The sequence below is a fragment of the Lacunimicrobium album genome (assembly GCF_052161635.1).
Lineage (GTDB): Bacteria > Planctomycetota > Planctomycetia > Planctomycetales > Planctomycetaceae > SXPC01.
This window is the reverse complement of record NZ_CP197413.1, coordinates 5,288,934-5,303,818: the sequence shown is the minus strand read 5'-3', so window position 1 is coordinate 5,303,818 and position 14,885 is coordinate 5,288,934. Positions and strand designations below refer to the sequence as shown.

Below are 14,885 nucleotides of genomic sequence, written 5' to 3'. Positions count from 1 at the left end.
CTCAGGGACGTCACGACCCACCACTTTTCAGATCGATTCAAGTTTCGGGAGTTTGACATGCGGCCACTCAATCAACAGCTCGGCGTTCAGGAGAAAACGTGGATCCGACGCCTCGCTCTGGCGTCTGCAGGCGTGTTGTTCGCCGCGATGCAGCTCAACGCTCAAGAGCCATCGAGCAAGGACGGCCCGGCTCTCAACTCACCGATGACGAAAAAATGGACGATGGTCATCCGCCCGGGCGCCCTCGATCAGAATCAGAATGTGGTCGCTCCACAACTGGTCGAATTCGAGTACGACCCCGCCAGCAACCGCCTGGTGAAAGCGCCTGAAGCCTACGCGATCGATGAATCTGCCGGGGCTGGCATCGCTATTAAACCAGCGGACATGATTGACGGGATGGCCGTCGCCGAGACTTCCAATCTGGTCCCTCCTTGCCCACAACCCTGTCCGAACGCCTGCTGTGCCGATAAGGCGACCGCGTCCGTCGATCCTCACACGATGGCCGAACTCTACGACAAGATGTACGACCGCGTCGGCTTCAGTCGCACGGAATACCTCGCCAACCCGTCGTACCGCAACGAAGCCGTCATTCAGATGCTTCTGGGCAAACCCATTCCAAAGACGATCAACAACACCACGATCAACAACGATGACGGCTTCGGCGGACTCGATTACCTGGGCGGCATCGATGGCTATCAGGGCTACCCAGGCTGGAATTTCCCGACCTCCACACAATCGGGAACGTACCTCTATCCGTTCCACAGCCCGTACTACTTGACCGAAAACTACCCCAACCTGATGCACCGCAACGTCTACAGCCCCTGGCTGTCACGCTACCCCTTCGGCAACCCCGGCCGCTATTACTACCGCTAAACGTAGGGTCCGATGTGCGGACCGTGAATACGGCCGCTTAGCGATTGCAGATCGTCATTCCAGCGCAAGTGTCGGCGAGTCCGGGAGGGTGAACCTCCGTGTGAGCCGCTTCTTTGAGTTGCGAAACTTCAGCCATGCGATTGACTTCGATGGCCTCAACATTGTCTGAGCGTCAGCAAATCAATTCCTGTCGATTTGCTTTTGAACCTTTGCAACGCGGGACAGCGGCTCGGACGGAGCCTCGCCCTCCCGGGCTGGCATTTGGGAATTTTGAAACAGCTGCTAACAAGATTCGATCACCCAAAGCAATGGCCTCACAGCGGACCCTACGAAGCTGAACAGCGCCCTACGAACCCCCTGATCCGCATTTCGTGTCATCGGGGGTAATCAGCTCAGAATTACGGATAATCACGCTCAATAAACCCTGTCCGATCTGTCGTGCGGGCGTAAAATGATCGCATTGAAGGTTGTTCATCCACGCTGATTCTCTCTATACTCAAATAGACGAGGCGGCTGGGCGTGATACAAATTCAAGTCTCGCCGAGAGGCAAGCAGGCTCAATTCCCCCCTCCCGCCTGAACTGCCCTCACCCCCTCCTCAATAAATCCCACCTTGTGACTGGAGATGACTATGCGACTGATGTCCGCTCGCACGCTAATGCTCGGCGCCCTCGCGGTGCTGTTTGGAACCACAACCACCTTCGCGGCTGGCTGGGGCTCGGTAAAAGGAAAGATCGTCCTTAACGGAGATGCTCCTGCACCGGTCGTCGCTGTTGAAGCCGGCAAATCCGCAAAAGATGGCGAAGTCTGTGCAGCGACCTCGCCGATTCTCGATGACTCTCTGGTCATCGGCAAAGATGGCGGCATCGCCAACGTTGTCGTCTATCTGGACAAGAAGCCGACCAGCATTCACCCCGACCTGAAAGAGTCTGCAGAAAAAGAAGTCGTTTTCGACAACGTCAACTGCGTCTTCGTCCCACACGTTCTCGTCGTTCGCACGGATCAAGCTGTCCGCGCAGTCAATTCAGACGGCTGTGGACACAACGTCAAAACGAACATGATCCGCAACAAGCCAGAAAACCAACTGCTCGTTGCCAACGACAAAAAAGGCTACGACTTCAAGTTCAAAGCGGCTGAGATGCTGCCGATGAAGGTAGAATGCAACATCCACGCCTGGATGACGGCGTTCTGGTTCGTCATTGATCACCCTTATGCGGTGGTCACCGATGCCGAAGGAAACTTCGAAATCAAGAACCTGCCGGAAGGTGATCTCGTCCTGAAGATTTGGCAGGAACGAGCTGGCTACCTCGAGCGATCTGTGAAGGTCAGTGTCAAAGATGGCCAGGTGACTGACCTTGGCGAACTGAAATTTGCTCTTGAGAAGTTCAAGGCCAAATAAGGGCAGTTGATCTCGTATCCAATAAGCCAAGATCCCTGTGGGGTCTTGGCTTTTTTTGTTGCCGTGACGATTTTCCACAATTATTTTGCGAACGTTTCCTCACAGACCTCTCCAAAGTACGGATTTCCGCATTCCGATGCGTCTTCAGGCTGACAAAGAATCAAAACTAAAACGCCATAGTGAACGAATCGGCATTTTTCGATATTTCGAGCATCGTGCTGGTTTTCCCTGATGAAGAAACACATCTTACCTCGTTTGACCATGAAAAGATTCACAGAAATTCGACGAGAAATTACATAAGAACTAGTTGACCCAAGTCAAATGCACCGGTATCGTAACGGAACATGGCACAAGCATCTCTTTATTCCTTTCTCTTCCTGCTCAGGAGCTTTGAACATGGACTTCCGCCGCGTCACTAACAAGCGATCCGCTTTCACATTGATCGAATTGCTGGTCGTGATCGCCATCATCGCGACCCTTGTCGCGATCCTGCTCCCCGCTGTTCAACAAGCCCGCGAAGCCGCCCGTCGCTCGACCTGCAAGAACAACCTCAAGCAACTCGCCCTGGCGATGCACAACTATCACGACGTCAACAACACGCTGCCACTCTTCGGCGACGATCGCTGGGATGGCGATACCTTCTCATGGTACGCCCGCATTCTGCCGTACATTGAGCAATCGGCTCTGTATGACACGATTGACTTCCGGTTCCGCCCGAACGGCGGTGGTGCCAGTTCGGTCAACCGTCAGGCACGTCTTGCTCTGATACCAACCATGGTTTGCCCATCAGAAAACTCTGTCGTCGGCGAAGAGGGGGCATTCGATTGGGGGACTCGTCGCTTGAGCTACTCGGCTAACATGGGTAACTCAAATATCGGCCAAGAAAACCCTAACAACTGGGACGGCGTTTGGACTTATAACTTTGAAGGTGCCCCATTCCGAATGGGACAATGTAAGCGATTCGCCGACGTAATCGATGGTCTGAGCAACACTTTGCTGGTCGCCGAAGTACCGATCAACCAGAACTCCAACGGATGGCAAGGTGGTTACGCTACGCCAACCCTGGCCGCTGGTGCAGGGTTCACGACCTACCTGTCTCCAAACACGACTGCTTCGATTGACTCGGGTCGACGATGCTGGGGCGCGAACGATGATTTCTCTGGACGTAAGCTTCCATGCCACCTGAACAACAACTGGCGATCGGCGACCTTCGCCTCGATGAGTCTCCACCAGGGTGGCGTTCAAACGGCCCTTTGTGATGGATCCGTGCGATTCGTCAGCGAGAACATCGATCTGCGAGAATGGCGAGAAGCCTCCACGACTCAAGGTGGCAAAGTCACCAGCTTCAACAACTGATTGATTTAACGTCCTTGAAAGCGCTCCAGGAGAACCTCATGCCTATTCTCAGAATCACTCTACTGTGTGTCATGTGCCTGGCGTTTGCAGGCTGTGCGAAAAAATCCGATGGGAAAGTCTCACTGACAGGAAAAGTCACTCTTGACGGAGAGCCGATCCCAGAAGGATCGATCTCTTTCATGCCGGTCAGCGGCACAGGGACAACCAATGGTGCTGAAATCTCCAATGGCAGTTTTAGCGTCCGAGTGAATCCGGGCGAGCAAGCTGTCCAGATTTATGCGAACCGCCCGGATCTTAAACATCCGGTGACTAAAGAGCTGAAGGAACGTGGCGTTGAAGAAAACCTTGAGCAGTACATTCCCGCCAAATACAACCGCCAGTCAACTCTTCGTGTGACCGTTGATAAGGACACCAAAGAGCATAATTTTGAGCTGACGTCCAAGTAATCGCCATTTCAAGGGGGATCTCGCTCTTGGGGTGAGATCCCCTTTTTCGTTTTCTATTTTCATTTCTACCCTCGGAGATTGTCATGTCGCGACAGGGACTTCGAACGAAAAAACACGGCTTTACTCTTATTGAGTTGCTGGTAGTTATCGCCATTATTGCGACACTAGTCGCAATCCTGCTGCCGGCCGTTCAACAGGCACGGGAAGCAGCTCGACGCTCGAACTGTAAAAACAATCTGAAACAGCTTGGCCTGGCAGTCCACAATTACGCGGACGTCTACGACTGCATTCCGCCTCTCTGGGTTGCCTCCTGGTTCGGCCATCAGGATTGGGGTGGCGGGCCAAGCGGGCATATTCAGCAGACCCCCTGGACCATCTTCGTGCTGCCTTACATCGAGCAGAGTCCACTCTATGACGCCATGTTCGCCAAGATGAAAACCGGCACTCTGCCTGTTCCCTGGGCCTCCAATACCAATGGGGTCGATCCCTGGATTCGACAATACTACACTCAGCAGATTCCCGTCTTTCTCTGCCCCAGCGATCCCGCCGTTCAGGATACCGCTTACTCGAACACGCAACTCAACTACAAAGCCAGTGTCGGTGACACCATCGGCGATAACAACGTCGCCTGGCACCGTGACGGGGGCGTCTTCCCGTACCGAGGCATGTTCCGCCCGATCGGCCTCGGCTGGAGTACTCCTCAAGATCTGACGGGGATCCGTGGGAACGTCTTCAAATTCCGCGACATCACCGACGGACTGTCGAATACGCTGATGTTCGCTGAGATGGTGAAGGACGGTCGCCCCAACGAAGTCGCGGGGGGTGTCGCTGTCGATCTCAACGTCTGGCCGCCACGTCCGTCCGCTTGTTTAGCACGCATCAATCCCGCCAATCCCAACGAACTGACCGGCACCGTGCGTCCATCTTCCAGCGCTCCAGGGGCTCGCGCGTGGCACCCACTGCCGTTCTACATCTCAGCAGTGACGGCTCTCCCGCCGAACGGTCCGATGTGCATGTCGTACGCCAATAACGACCAGGGCTTCACCTACGCAACCCCATCCAGCCGTCACGCAGGCGGGATCAACGTCGCGCTGGGCGATGGCAGCGTTCGTTTTATCTCAGAGAACATCCACTCAGGTGACCCTTCTGCTCAAGACCCTTCCAGCGCCTCTTACGAAGGTAATCCTTACGGATCGTCACCATACGGTCTATGGGGCAACCTTGGCTGCAAGAACGATGGAGCGGTCCTCGGCGAGTTCTAAGCTGGCATTTCTTTGCAGCAACAGTTCTTCACAATTTCGAGGGGACGAGTCAATTCGCCCCCTCGTTTCTATTCATTAAGGGCGACTATGAACCGTTTTCATTTTCTGGCAGTCGCGTTAGCGATCGGATGCTATGGCTGCAGTTCGTCTGAGGTTCCCTTGGGCATTGTGGATGGGAAAGTCACAATTGATGGGAAGCCTCTGGCAAATTCGATCGTGACCTTCGTTCCGAAACAGGGCGGACGCGCTTCGCTGGGAACGACTGATGCGGATGGCAATTACCATTTGATCTATTCCACAAGGAAGGGTGCCCTCCTCGGTACTCATGATGTCACCATTCAGGTCAATCCGGAAGGTGTCGGCGCCAGCACCGAGTCCCAGGAAGCCCCCAGCATTTACGATAAGCAGGGGGCAGGTGGACCGGAAGCAGCCGACGCCAAAGCGCGGTCCGACAGCCGCAAACAGCAGAAAGAAGCCGAAAAGCTGATCCCCGAGAAATACCGCAAACCGGGAGAGTTGACCGCAGAAGTCAAAACGGGAAGCAATGAGATTAATTTCGAACTCAAGTCGACATAGGCGTGTCAGAATGGTCGAGCGTTTCGAAATTCCAAAATCGGACTGGCCATTGACTTGCTCGACTGGTCAGGCATCTTTATAGTACTCAATCCTTGCTAACCAACAAATGAGGAGGGTTTCAAAGCCTTCCTCGTTTTCATTACGAGCGGGCGTATAGCTCAGTTGGTTAGAGCGCAGCTCTGATAAAGCTGAGGTCGGTGGTTCGAGTCCACCTACGCCCACTTCCTTTTCGTGAACACTGGACCGGGTTACTCCGGTCGATGCAACTTGTTGCAGGAGAATGACCTGTGTCTATTAATAAGACGCTCAAAATCAAGAACACGATGGTTCGTGCTCGGAACGTCCTGAAGCGCGTCGAGCGTATTGCAGGGATGAAAGAGAACGAAAGCTGGAAAGACGGTCAGGCTCCAATTCACCTGCCAAAATTCCGCGTCCTGAAGTCTGCTCTCGGTAAGAAGAAGAAAGCAGCCGGCGGCGATAAAGCTGACGACAAAGAAAAAGACAAGAAGAAGAAGTAATCTTCTGGCAGTCGATCGAACAACTAAAGGGCCTTCTCGGGCCCTTTTTTGTTGCGCCACGCTTAAAAGCAATCAAACAGACAGGGAAGGTTGGAACGCTGAGATCACAGAGCTGAGCAGAGATCGCTGAGGAAGAGGTTTTGTATTGAGCGGATAATCCCGTAGACAACCAAAAGTCATTTTCTTCTCCGCGACCTCTGCTCCCCTCTGCGGGCTCTGCGTTCCAGTCTTCTCTGACTCCCCTGCCCTGCTTGCGTTCCTCTAGTGCGGTGGTTACTTTGAATCAACCGTTACTCTGTTAACTTGCGCTAAAAGGAACGACGATGCGAGCAATGTTGTCGCTGTGGGCCGCTGTGACGTGCCTGGGATGGATTCAAGCTGCGAACGCGGAGACGATCGCGACCGGGCTCAAGGGAGCCGCTGGTGTTTGTGTGGGTCGTGACGGGACGATTTACGTCACCCAGACGGGCGAAGTCGGCGTAGACAAAGATGGCCAGATCAGCGTCATCAAGGCTGGCAAAGTGACTGTTCTGGCGGATGAACTCGATGATCCTCGCGGCATCACGCTGATGAAAGAGGCGTTGTTCGTCTGTGATAAGGGCCAGGTTAAAAAGGTCACAATGAATGGCCATGTCGAAACGTATCTCGAAGCCGATGACTTTCCGGGCGAAGCCAAGCTGCTGCGTTGCATTGACTCGATCGTTGATGCCAAAGCAGATCGACTCGTGATCAGTGATGCCGATGACTCAAGCAAAGCTCGTCGCGCGGTGTACATGGTCGATGTCCGCAGCAAGCGAGTCACCGTCTATGACGATACTAAGATCAAGAACATGGAAGAACCACGCGGCGTTGCTTTTGATGGCAACTCCTTCGCGCTGGTCGCTGACCAGAAGGGGCTGATGTACCGCATCAATCTGGAAACGGGCGATTCCAGCGACGTCATCAAATCAGGACTCACAGACGTTAACGGTATTACCTGGGATGACTTTGGCCAGCTGTTCCTGTCGTCAAGCTCGGCGAAGACGCTGTGGGGGATTCCTCGTCCTGGACAGAAGCCCGTTGTGATCAAAGAAAATGCAGAGTCGTTTAGTGATCTCTGTATCGATAACACCAACAACCGCATTCTTGCCGTCAATGAGAAGGACGGCTCGATCGTCGCGATGCCCAAGCAGATTCCCGGCTTTGAAGTTGATGCGACCCCGATGAAGAATGTCAGCCTCGAAGTTGCGTTTCCGAATCTGAAATGGACCGGATGGGATGATGGCAGCGAAAGCGGTCGTCCTGTTCAACACCGTCCGATTCTGTTGACTCACGCGGGCGATGGCAGCGGACGCATCTTCGTCCCTCTGCAGCAAGGCCCGATTCACGTCTTCAAGGAAGGCGACACCGAAACAAAAGTCTTCCTCGACCTGTCGGATCGCAATCGTTATCTCGACCGCCAGAATGAAGAAGGTTTCCTCGGTCTGGCGTTCTCTCCAGACTATAAACAAAGTGGCGAGTTCTACGTCTTCTATACCCTGAAGAACGAAGAACACACCAACGTTGTTTCTCGTTTCCGCGTTTCGAAAAATGATCCCAACAAAGCCGATATCAACTCCGAAGAGATCCTGCTGAAGATTACTCACCCTTACTGGAACCACGATGGCGGAACACTGGTTTTTGGCCAGGACGGTTTCCTCTATGTAGTCGTGGGCGATGGTGGTGCAGGCAATGACCCGCATGAAAACGGCCAGAACCTGGGCACACATCTCGGCAAGATCCTGCGACTCGACGTTCAGAAGCGGAAGAGTGGCTATGGGATTCCAGCCGACAATCCATTTGTTGATAAGGCGGGTGCCAAGCCAGAAATCTTTGCCTATGGCGTGCGCAATATCTGGCGGTTGTCGGTCGATCGCAAGACGGGGGACCTGTGGGCCGCTGAAGTCGGCCAGAACCTGTTCGAAGAGATCAACATCGTCACTCGGGGTGCCAACCTCGGTTGGAGCCTGCGTGAATCGTTCCACCCCTTCGGTGCCAAGGGTGTCGATGTGAACCCCGGCATGCTCGAACCGATCTGGGAGTACTATCACGACATCGGTCGCTCGATCACCGGCGGTCAGGTTTATCGCGGCAAGAAGTCCCCTGCTCTGGATGGGGTTTACCTGTATTCGGACTACGTCTCGAATCTCGTCTGGGGTCTGACCTACGATGCTCAGAAGGGACGCGTCACCGCCAACCGGCCGATCGCTGCGATCAAAGGAGCCTGGATGTCCCTGGGCGAAGATGAAGACGGCGAAGTCTATATCATGACCTACAGCGGCGACGGCAAAGCGATTTATCGCTTCGTGGCGAAGTAATAGTGTTTGATATTTAGCCCCCGGTGAATCACCGGGGGCATTTTGCTTACAAAGTCGTTTCGCAGACATTCCCGCTCATTGCCTCTGCTCAAGGCTGCTGTGATGAATCGACGCACGTTCGTCTCGACGTCTGCTGGTGTCCTCCTCGCGGCAGGAGCGAAGACGTCATTTGCTCAACCTCCTCGTGAGGCTGCCGCTGCTGATTTCCGTATACGCCATGGTCGGATCCGCCAGTCGATCATGGGCTGGACTTATAACGACCGCATGAAAATGCTCGACCTCGCGAAACTCTGTCAGGAGATTGGCCTGGTCGCGATGGAAGGGATCTCGCCTGATCTTTATCCGCAAGTCAGGGAGATGGGACTGCAGATCTCGCTGGGCCATGGTGGTCACGGTTTCGCCAAAGGACCTTGTGATCCGCAATACCGACAATTCACCGTCGATCAGCTGAGTGAATCGATCGAGGTCGCTGCGAAACATCAGATTGAAAAAGTCATCACCTTCACCGGGATGAAGTACGAGGGGATCGACCGCGACGAAGCGGCCCAGGGTTGTGTCGACGTCTGGAAACAGGTGATCCCGCTCGCCCAATCCAAGAACATCACCCTCGTTCTTGAACACCTTAACAGCAAAGATGACTCCCATCCGATGAAGGGGCATCCGGGCTACTTCGGCGATGATGTCGACTTCTGCGTCGATCTGATCAAGCAGGTCGATTCGCCCCACATGAAGCTGCTCTTCGACGTCTATCACGTCTCGATCATGAACGGCGACGTCATCCGCAGGATTCGCAAATACAAAGACGTCATCGGCCACTATCACACGGCTGGCAACCCGGGACGCTGCGAACTGGACGACACCCAGGAAATCAACTACCCGGCTGTGATGAAAGAAATCCTCGCGACCGGTTACACGGGATACGTCGCGCATGAATTCATCCCGAACTGGGATGATCATGAACTCGCACTGCGTCACGCCGCAATGGTCTGCGACGTGTAGGGTCCGCTGTGCGGACCGTCAATGCGGAATGTTTCCAAGTAACGTATTGAAGCTGCGGTAACGGACAACGATTGCTGTGATCTCCGAGTCGATTCACGGTCCGCACAGCGGCCCCTACGGATTCGGCTGATCCATGCGATAAAGCGGGAGGAAGCGGTAATAGACTTCCAGCGACAGTGTCGCAAGCGTTGTCGAATAAAGGCGGCCGCCGTAGCCTGACCAGACATCGCGCGGTTCCCAACTGCCGGCATATGGGCCCTGCTTGGTCTGCATCGTGACGAGCTGATCGCGGAGGTTATTGTTCCACGTGTCCCATTCTTCGCCGCCGTACTGGTACATCGCGAGTGTGCCGTAGTACCAGTAATACAGGTTCAGATCGAGGCGTCGTGGCGGGTTCTTGAGCAGATATTCGACTGCTTCTTTGCAGGCGGGGTTATCGCGTTTGATCGCGAGCATCTGTTTGCAGAAGAGGGCTTCCGCAGTCATGGCGGGGGTGATCTGATCGTTGATGCGGTAGGCAGCCAGTCCGAAATTGTCACCACGACTGCGATCGCGCAGGAACTTCACCATGAGGCTGCGGTTCTGCTGGGGAATGGGTATCCCTGCGAGTTCGGCGGACTTCAAGCCCATGAGCTGCCAGCCGAACATCGACATGTCCCCTTCCTGCTGAGCAACATAACGCCACCCGCCGCCACTGGGGTCCTGATGGGCGATGATGTAACGAGTCGCTTTTTCGACCGCGTTACGCAGCCTGATGTTCGCGCCGGGGTTGGATTGCAGACTGCAGGCTTCTGCGAGGGCGTACGTTGCCATGCCGTGGCAGTACATGGATTCGTACTTGGTCGCCGTGGCACCGAGGTAGCCATCGTCGGTTTGATGAGAGACCAGCCATTCTGTTGCGCGGCTGACGGTGTCGACATACTCGCCTTCGTCCGAGGTATACCCGGCTCCCAGGAAACAAAGCAGGCAGAGGGCCGTCAGTCCGGAATCGGCGTTCTGCCCGGCACGCAGGCGATCAACCCCTTCCGAATCAAACTGCACGGTCCCTGCGCCAAACTTTGCTCCGTGCCAATGCCCTTCTTTCTCCTGAACGGAGGCCAGCCAGCGAAGGGCTTCTTCGACGGCTTTCTCCGACTCAATCGTCCCGCCATAGCGTTTGGCATTTTCGCCACGCTGACTGAGGTCGCGGAGTCGATAGGTCATCGGAACCTGAGAGGCACTGCCGGGACGGATTGTATCGAACTCCGGACGGGCAATGGCGGGGACATCGGGCATCCCTTTATCGGGTGAGGTGATCGAGGCGATGGCGGTCGGAGAATCAGGCGTCGTCAGCGTCGGTGTGGTGTTTCTCATCGTGCGAGTCAGAGGACTGTCCGCAATGGGATTAGCCGCCTGCGATGATCGTGGACTCATCCGAGTCGTGGCAGGAGAACTGCTTTGTGATCCGGTGGCAGTACCGACGACCAGTTCCCCGACCTCTGGCAGCATCGACGTCGCTGGCGTTGGGGCTTCTCGTCGCACGATGTTATCGAAGTTGGCTTTGGGTTGACGCATCAGGTCACTATCGGGACTGATCGGAGCATCGATCGAGCGCAGCTGAGGCTGAATATCGATGTCGAGGCGGTCAACACTGCCGGCTTGGGTCTGCCGATTGTAATTCTCCGGCGCGATCGCTGACGAAGTCACTTCCATCCGGCTGGCATTTGATGGCGGGGAAGGAGTCGACTGGGGCTGGTATTGAAAAGGATCATCAATGGCCATCGCGCGGGCGGCTTCGTTGTCGGGCGCCTGCTCTGCCATCCGCATGGCATCAGGGACATTGATGGCTTCTTTCAGGGTCGGGCGGACGTCAGTCATTTCGACTTTGGAATAGTCGATCTCATTGAACTTTCGTTCGGGCAGTTGTGTTTCCGGCGTCGGCATTTTCTCCAGTTCGGTCCGCGCGAGTTCGACGGGCTTTTCCGTCATCTCTTCCCAGACGGGAGTATTCCCCGGCTGTGTCGAAGGTCGCGGGTCGTCGGAGACGATTTTGATTTCCTGAGGAATCGGGACTTCCTCTTTCGTCGCTGGCATGAGCAGATTGCGCACAGGCTCGGGAGCAAAAACGACGACGCCAAATCCACTCGTTACGTGAACAAGCAGCGAGAAAAACAGCGCCTTCGCGTTCGTATTCCGATCGCCCCAGCGGGTGATCAGCATGGTGACCAGGTGCACGGTCGCGAAAATGAAGCCGACAACGAGCGCCCCGAACAGTGTCTGTTCGACCTGCGCCGGGGTGGTATTGAACCAGCCGGCGAGTGCCTCGATGAATGCCTTCAGTCCGAAACCCATCAGTTCGTGGCTCCCGGCTTGGTGTTGGATTTGGCCGTATTGGCGAGTTTGATATTGGTGATCTTCACCTGGTGACAGATCGCTAAGACGTCCATGATATGCTGATAGTTCCCTCCTCCATCACCACGGATCATGACTTCCTGTTCGGCGTAATTCTTCTGTGCTTCCTGGAGACGCTGCTGGAGTTGTTCGGGAGTGACGGGTTCTTCGCCCACGTAAAACTTTCCGGCTTTGTCCACATTGACGACGATCTCATCCGGACGGGCGGTCAATGGCTGTGCCGAGGCAGCCGTCGGAAGTTTGATCTCAAACTGACGCTCTTTGTTCTGCATCTTGGTGAACTGACTGACAACCATGAAGTAAATCATCAGCAGCATGAAGACATCGATCATCGGCGCGAGCTTGATATCGATTTCTTCATCGTCAGTAGGGCGCAATGGCATATCGGGCTCGTTTTTTGAACCTTGAATTCACGACTGGAAGAGAGAGAAAAGGTGTTACGAGGCGATCAGATTGTATTGCTTGAGCAGCGAGAGGGGATCAGGCTGTCGGCCGCGGAAGTCAACGAAGACATCCATCGGATGGCGACTGCCTCCCTGCGACAGGACGGTATCGCGGAACTTGTGACCAACGCGGGCCATCGCCTCTGCGTCATCCAGCCCCGCTTCGACGAACGCCTGAAATGCGTCTGCACTCAAGACTTCCGCCCACTTGTAGGAATAATACCCTGCACTATAGCCACCTGAAAAGATGTGTTGGAAGGAGCACAGGGTGCGATCCTCCGGCAGCATAGGCATGGTCGAAGTCTTTGCCATGACCTGCTTTTGGATCTCGAAAATGCCCGTTGCCTCCCCGGAACCAGGTGGATGGGGGGTATAGGTGGAGTGGAGATACATGTCAGTCATCCCAAAGGTGATCTGACGCAGCATCATAGACGCAGCGCGGTAGTTCCGAGACGCCACAATTTTTTCAAATAAATTGTCCGGCAGCGGCTCACCAGTTTCGACATGGGCAGTCAGTTTGGTGATGGTCGGCTGGTGGTAGCACCAGTTTTCCATGAATTGACTCGGCAGTTCGACCGCATCCCATTCGACACCCGAGATCCCCGATGCGTCCGTGTAGGCGACTGTCGAGAGCATGTGCTGGAGCCCATGACCAAACTCATGGAACAGCGTTTCCACCTCGCGGAAGTTCATCAACGAAGGGTGATCGCCCGCCGGGGGAGTGCAGTTGCAGACAAGGTAGGCAACGGGCAGTTGTCCAACGGAATCACGCTTTTGAAGGCAGGTTCCCATCCACGCGCCAGGGCGTTTGGTTTCGGGGCGTGAGTAAGGATCGTAATAGAAGCTCGCCACATGTCGGCCGGACTTGGCATCGTTGACATGGAAGAACCGCACGTCCTTCTGCCAGACGGGAGCAGTCCCATCGGCCGAAACGATGCGAACGCCGAACAGATGCTCGATCAGGTGGAATAACCCATCGAGAACCTTCTCATGCGGAAAATAAGGACGCAGGTCTTCGTCTTTGAATTCGAACAGGTCTTCGCGCATTCGCTCGGACCAGAAGGCAATGTCCCAGTGAGACAGCGGCGTTTGTCCGCCGTGCGCGGCAGCGTAGGCGTTGAGTTCTTCCTTCTCGCGAAGCGCGGGCTCCCAGCTTGGAGCACGCAGGTCTTCGAGCATGTCGAAAACCGCCTGTGGTTTCTCGGCCATCTTTTCAGACAGGCTCATCTCGGCAAAGTTCTGGAAGCCAAGCAGCTGAGCCTTTTCCAGACGCAGCGACAGGATCTCTTCACACAACGGCGTATTGTCAAACTCACCAGACGAAGCGCGCGAGATGTACGCCATATAAACATCGCGTCGCAGGTCACGATTGGAGCAATGTTTCATGAAAGGATCGAAGATCGGCATTTCCAGCGTGATCTTCCAGGGACCAGCGTCCGGGGTCGAGGCAGGATCAGACTCGGCTTTGGTCTGATTGTAGGCACCGCTAGCCAGACGACGCAGCGACAGCGGGGTGTCTTTGAGGTCGTCGGGATTCGTGATGATCAGGCTGTAAGCCTTCGTCGCATCGAGAACGTGATTGGAATAATCCGAGCTCAGTTTGGAAAGTCTTTGGCTGATCGCATTGAAGCGTTCACGCTTTTCACCCGTCAGTCCAATCCCTGAAAGCTCCATATCGCGCAGGCGTTCGGTCAGGATTCGCTTTTGAGCCGACTCGAGGTTCTCCCAGCCAACACTCTCTCGCAGCGACTTGAGCGCGTTGTAAATCGGCTCACTCTGACGAGACTTGAGGCCGAACGCGACCACACTTTCCAAAACAGATTCGTACGCCGTTCGTAATTCGGCAGAATTCATGACCGACAATAGATGTCCAATCGGCCCCCATGTCTGCTCAAACCAGATGTCCAGTTCAGTAAATCGATCCACCAGAGATTCCCACGTCGGCTCGACAGAGGCTTCCAGTTCTGTAAAGCGTGTATTGGCCACCGCCAGCAGCTGTTCCACGGCTGGAGCTACGTGAGAAGGCTGAATCTGGTCAAAACGGGGCAATCCTGACGTTTGCTGAAGAGGGTTTTCCGGCATGGGAAATTGAGTCCTGTTACTGTCATGTCATATGAGCGATATGCGGAAGTAGCAACAAGTTATGTTCATCTTTGCCCTTCCACACGCAAGCTTTAGAATTTAGCATATCGAAGGTGCTTTGTAGAGACGAAGCGAATCTTTCACGACGAACTCCCACCCCACCCGACCCGCCACACAGCTTCGGACATTCGTTCGCAATGACAAT

At 54.8% G+C, this 14,885-nt stretch carries 12 protein-coding genes and 1 tRNA gene; 10 read left to right on the top strand and 3 right to left on the bottom strand.

What is annotated here, in order from left to right; genetic code table 11:
* Positions 1-57: 57 nt before the first annotated feature.
* The 10 genes from SH248x_RS21300 to SH248x_RS21255 all read left to right on the top strand — a co-directional run bounded on the left by SH248x_RS21300 (position 58) and on the right by SH248x_RS21255 (position 9,764).
* Positions 58-873, top strand: coding sequence for a hypothetical protein (locus SH248x_RS21300; RefSeq protein ID WP_459556347.1), 816 nt, complete (start codon positions 58-60; stop codon positions 871-873).
* Positions 874-1,503: 630 nt separating this feature from the next.
* The gene (locus SH248x_RS21295) at positions 1,504-2,271 is read left to right on the top strand and encodes a carboxypeptidase regulatory-like domain-containing protein (RefSeq protein ID WP_459556346.1); all 768 of its coding nucleotides are present in this window, start codon (positions 1,504-1,506) and stop codon (positions 2,269-2,271) included.
* Between the two features lie 396 nt (positions 2,272-2,667).
* Positions 2,668-3,627, top strand: coding sequence for a DUF1559 family PulG-like putative transporter (locus tag SH248x_RS21290; RefSeq protein ID WP_459556345.1), 960 nt, complete (start codon positions 2,668-2,670; stop codon positions 3,625-3,627).
* A 38-nt stretch (positions 3,628-3,665) separates the two neighbouring features.
* The gene (locus tag SH248x_RS21285) at positions 3,666-4,073 is read left to right on the top strand and encodes a hypothetical protein (protein WP_459556344.1); all 408 of its coding nucleotides are present in this window, start codon (positions 3,666-3,668) and stop codon (positions 4,071-4,073) included.
* 83 nt (positions 4,074-4,156) lie between these two features.
* Positions 4,157-5,335 (top strand): DUF1559 family PulG-like putative transporter, encoded by a 1,179-nt coding sequence (locus tag SH248x_RS21280; RefSeq protein WP_459556343.1) that lies wholly within the window; start codon positions 4,157-4,159, stop codon positions 5,333-5,335.
* 87 nt (positions 5,336-5,422) lie between these two features.
* Positions 5,423-5,911, top strand: a complete 489-nt coding sequence (locus SH248x_RS21275) for an Ig-like domain-containing protein (protein ID WP_459556342.1) — start codon at positions 5,423-5,425, stop codon at positions 5,909-5,911.
* A 147-nt stretch (positions 5,912-6,058) separates the two neighbouring features.
* Positions 6,059-6,132, top strand: a tRNA-Ile gene (locus tag SH248x_RS21270).
* A gap of 66 nt (positions 6,133-6,198) precedes the next feature.
* The gene (locus SH248x_RS21265) at positions 6,199-6,429 is read left to right on the top strand and encodes a small basic protein (protein WP_459556341.1); all 231 of its coding nucleotides are present in this window, start codon (positions 6,199-6,201) and stop codon (positions 6,427-6,429) included.
* Positions 6,430-6,752: 323 nt separating this feature from the next.
* A complete protein-coding gene (locus SH248x_RS21260; RefSeq protein WP_459556340.1) occupies positions 6,753-8,765 on the top strand; it encodes a PQQ-dependent sugar dehydrogenase in 2,013 nt (670 codons plus the stop codon).
* A 102-nt stretch (positions 8,766-8,867) separates the two neighbouring features.
* Positions 8,868-9,764 carry a TIM barrel protein gene (locus SH248x_RS21255; protein WP_459556339.1) on the top strand — a complete coding sequence of 299 codons (897 nt, stop codon included), beginning with the start codon at positions 8,868-8,870 and terminating at the stop codon, positions 9,762-9,764.
* A 114-nt stretch (positions 9,765-9,878) separates the two neighbouring features.
* Here SH248x_RS21255 and SH248x_RS21250 read toward each other — a convergent pair whose 3' ends face one another.
* Genes SH248x_RS21250 through SH248x_RS21240 form a run of 3 tightly spaced genes read right to left on the bottom strand, consistent with a single transcriptional unit; the run spans position 9,879 to position 14,680 of the window.
* Positions 9,879-12,095, bottom strand: coding sequence for a prenyltransferase/squalene oxidase repeat-containing protein (locus tag SH248x_RS21250; protein WP_459556338.1), 2,217 nt, complete (start codon positions 12,093-12,095; stop codon positions 9,879-9,881).
* A complete protein-coding gene (locus SH248x_RS21245) occupies positions 12,095-12,538 on the bottom strand; it encodes an ExbD/TolR family protein (protein WP_459556337.1) in 444 nt (147 codons plus the stop codon). Before SH248x_RS21245 ends, SH248x_RS21250 begins: the two co-directional genes overlap by 1 nt.
* Positions 12,539-12,592: 54 nt before the next feature.
* Positions 12,593-14,680 (bottom strand): M3 family metallopeptidase, encoded by a 2,088-nt coding sequence (locus SH248x_RS21240; protein WP_459556336.1) that lies wholly within the window; start codon positions 14,678-14,680, stop codon positions 12,593-12,595.
* Positions 14,681-14,885: the final 205 nt, after the last annotated feature.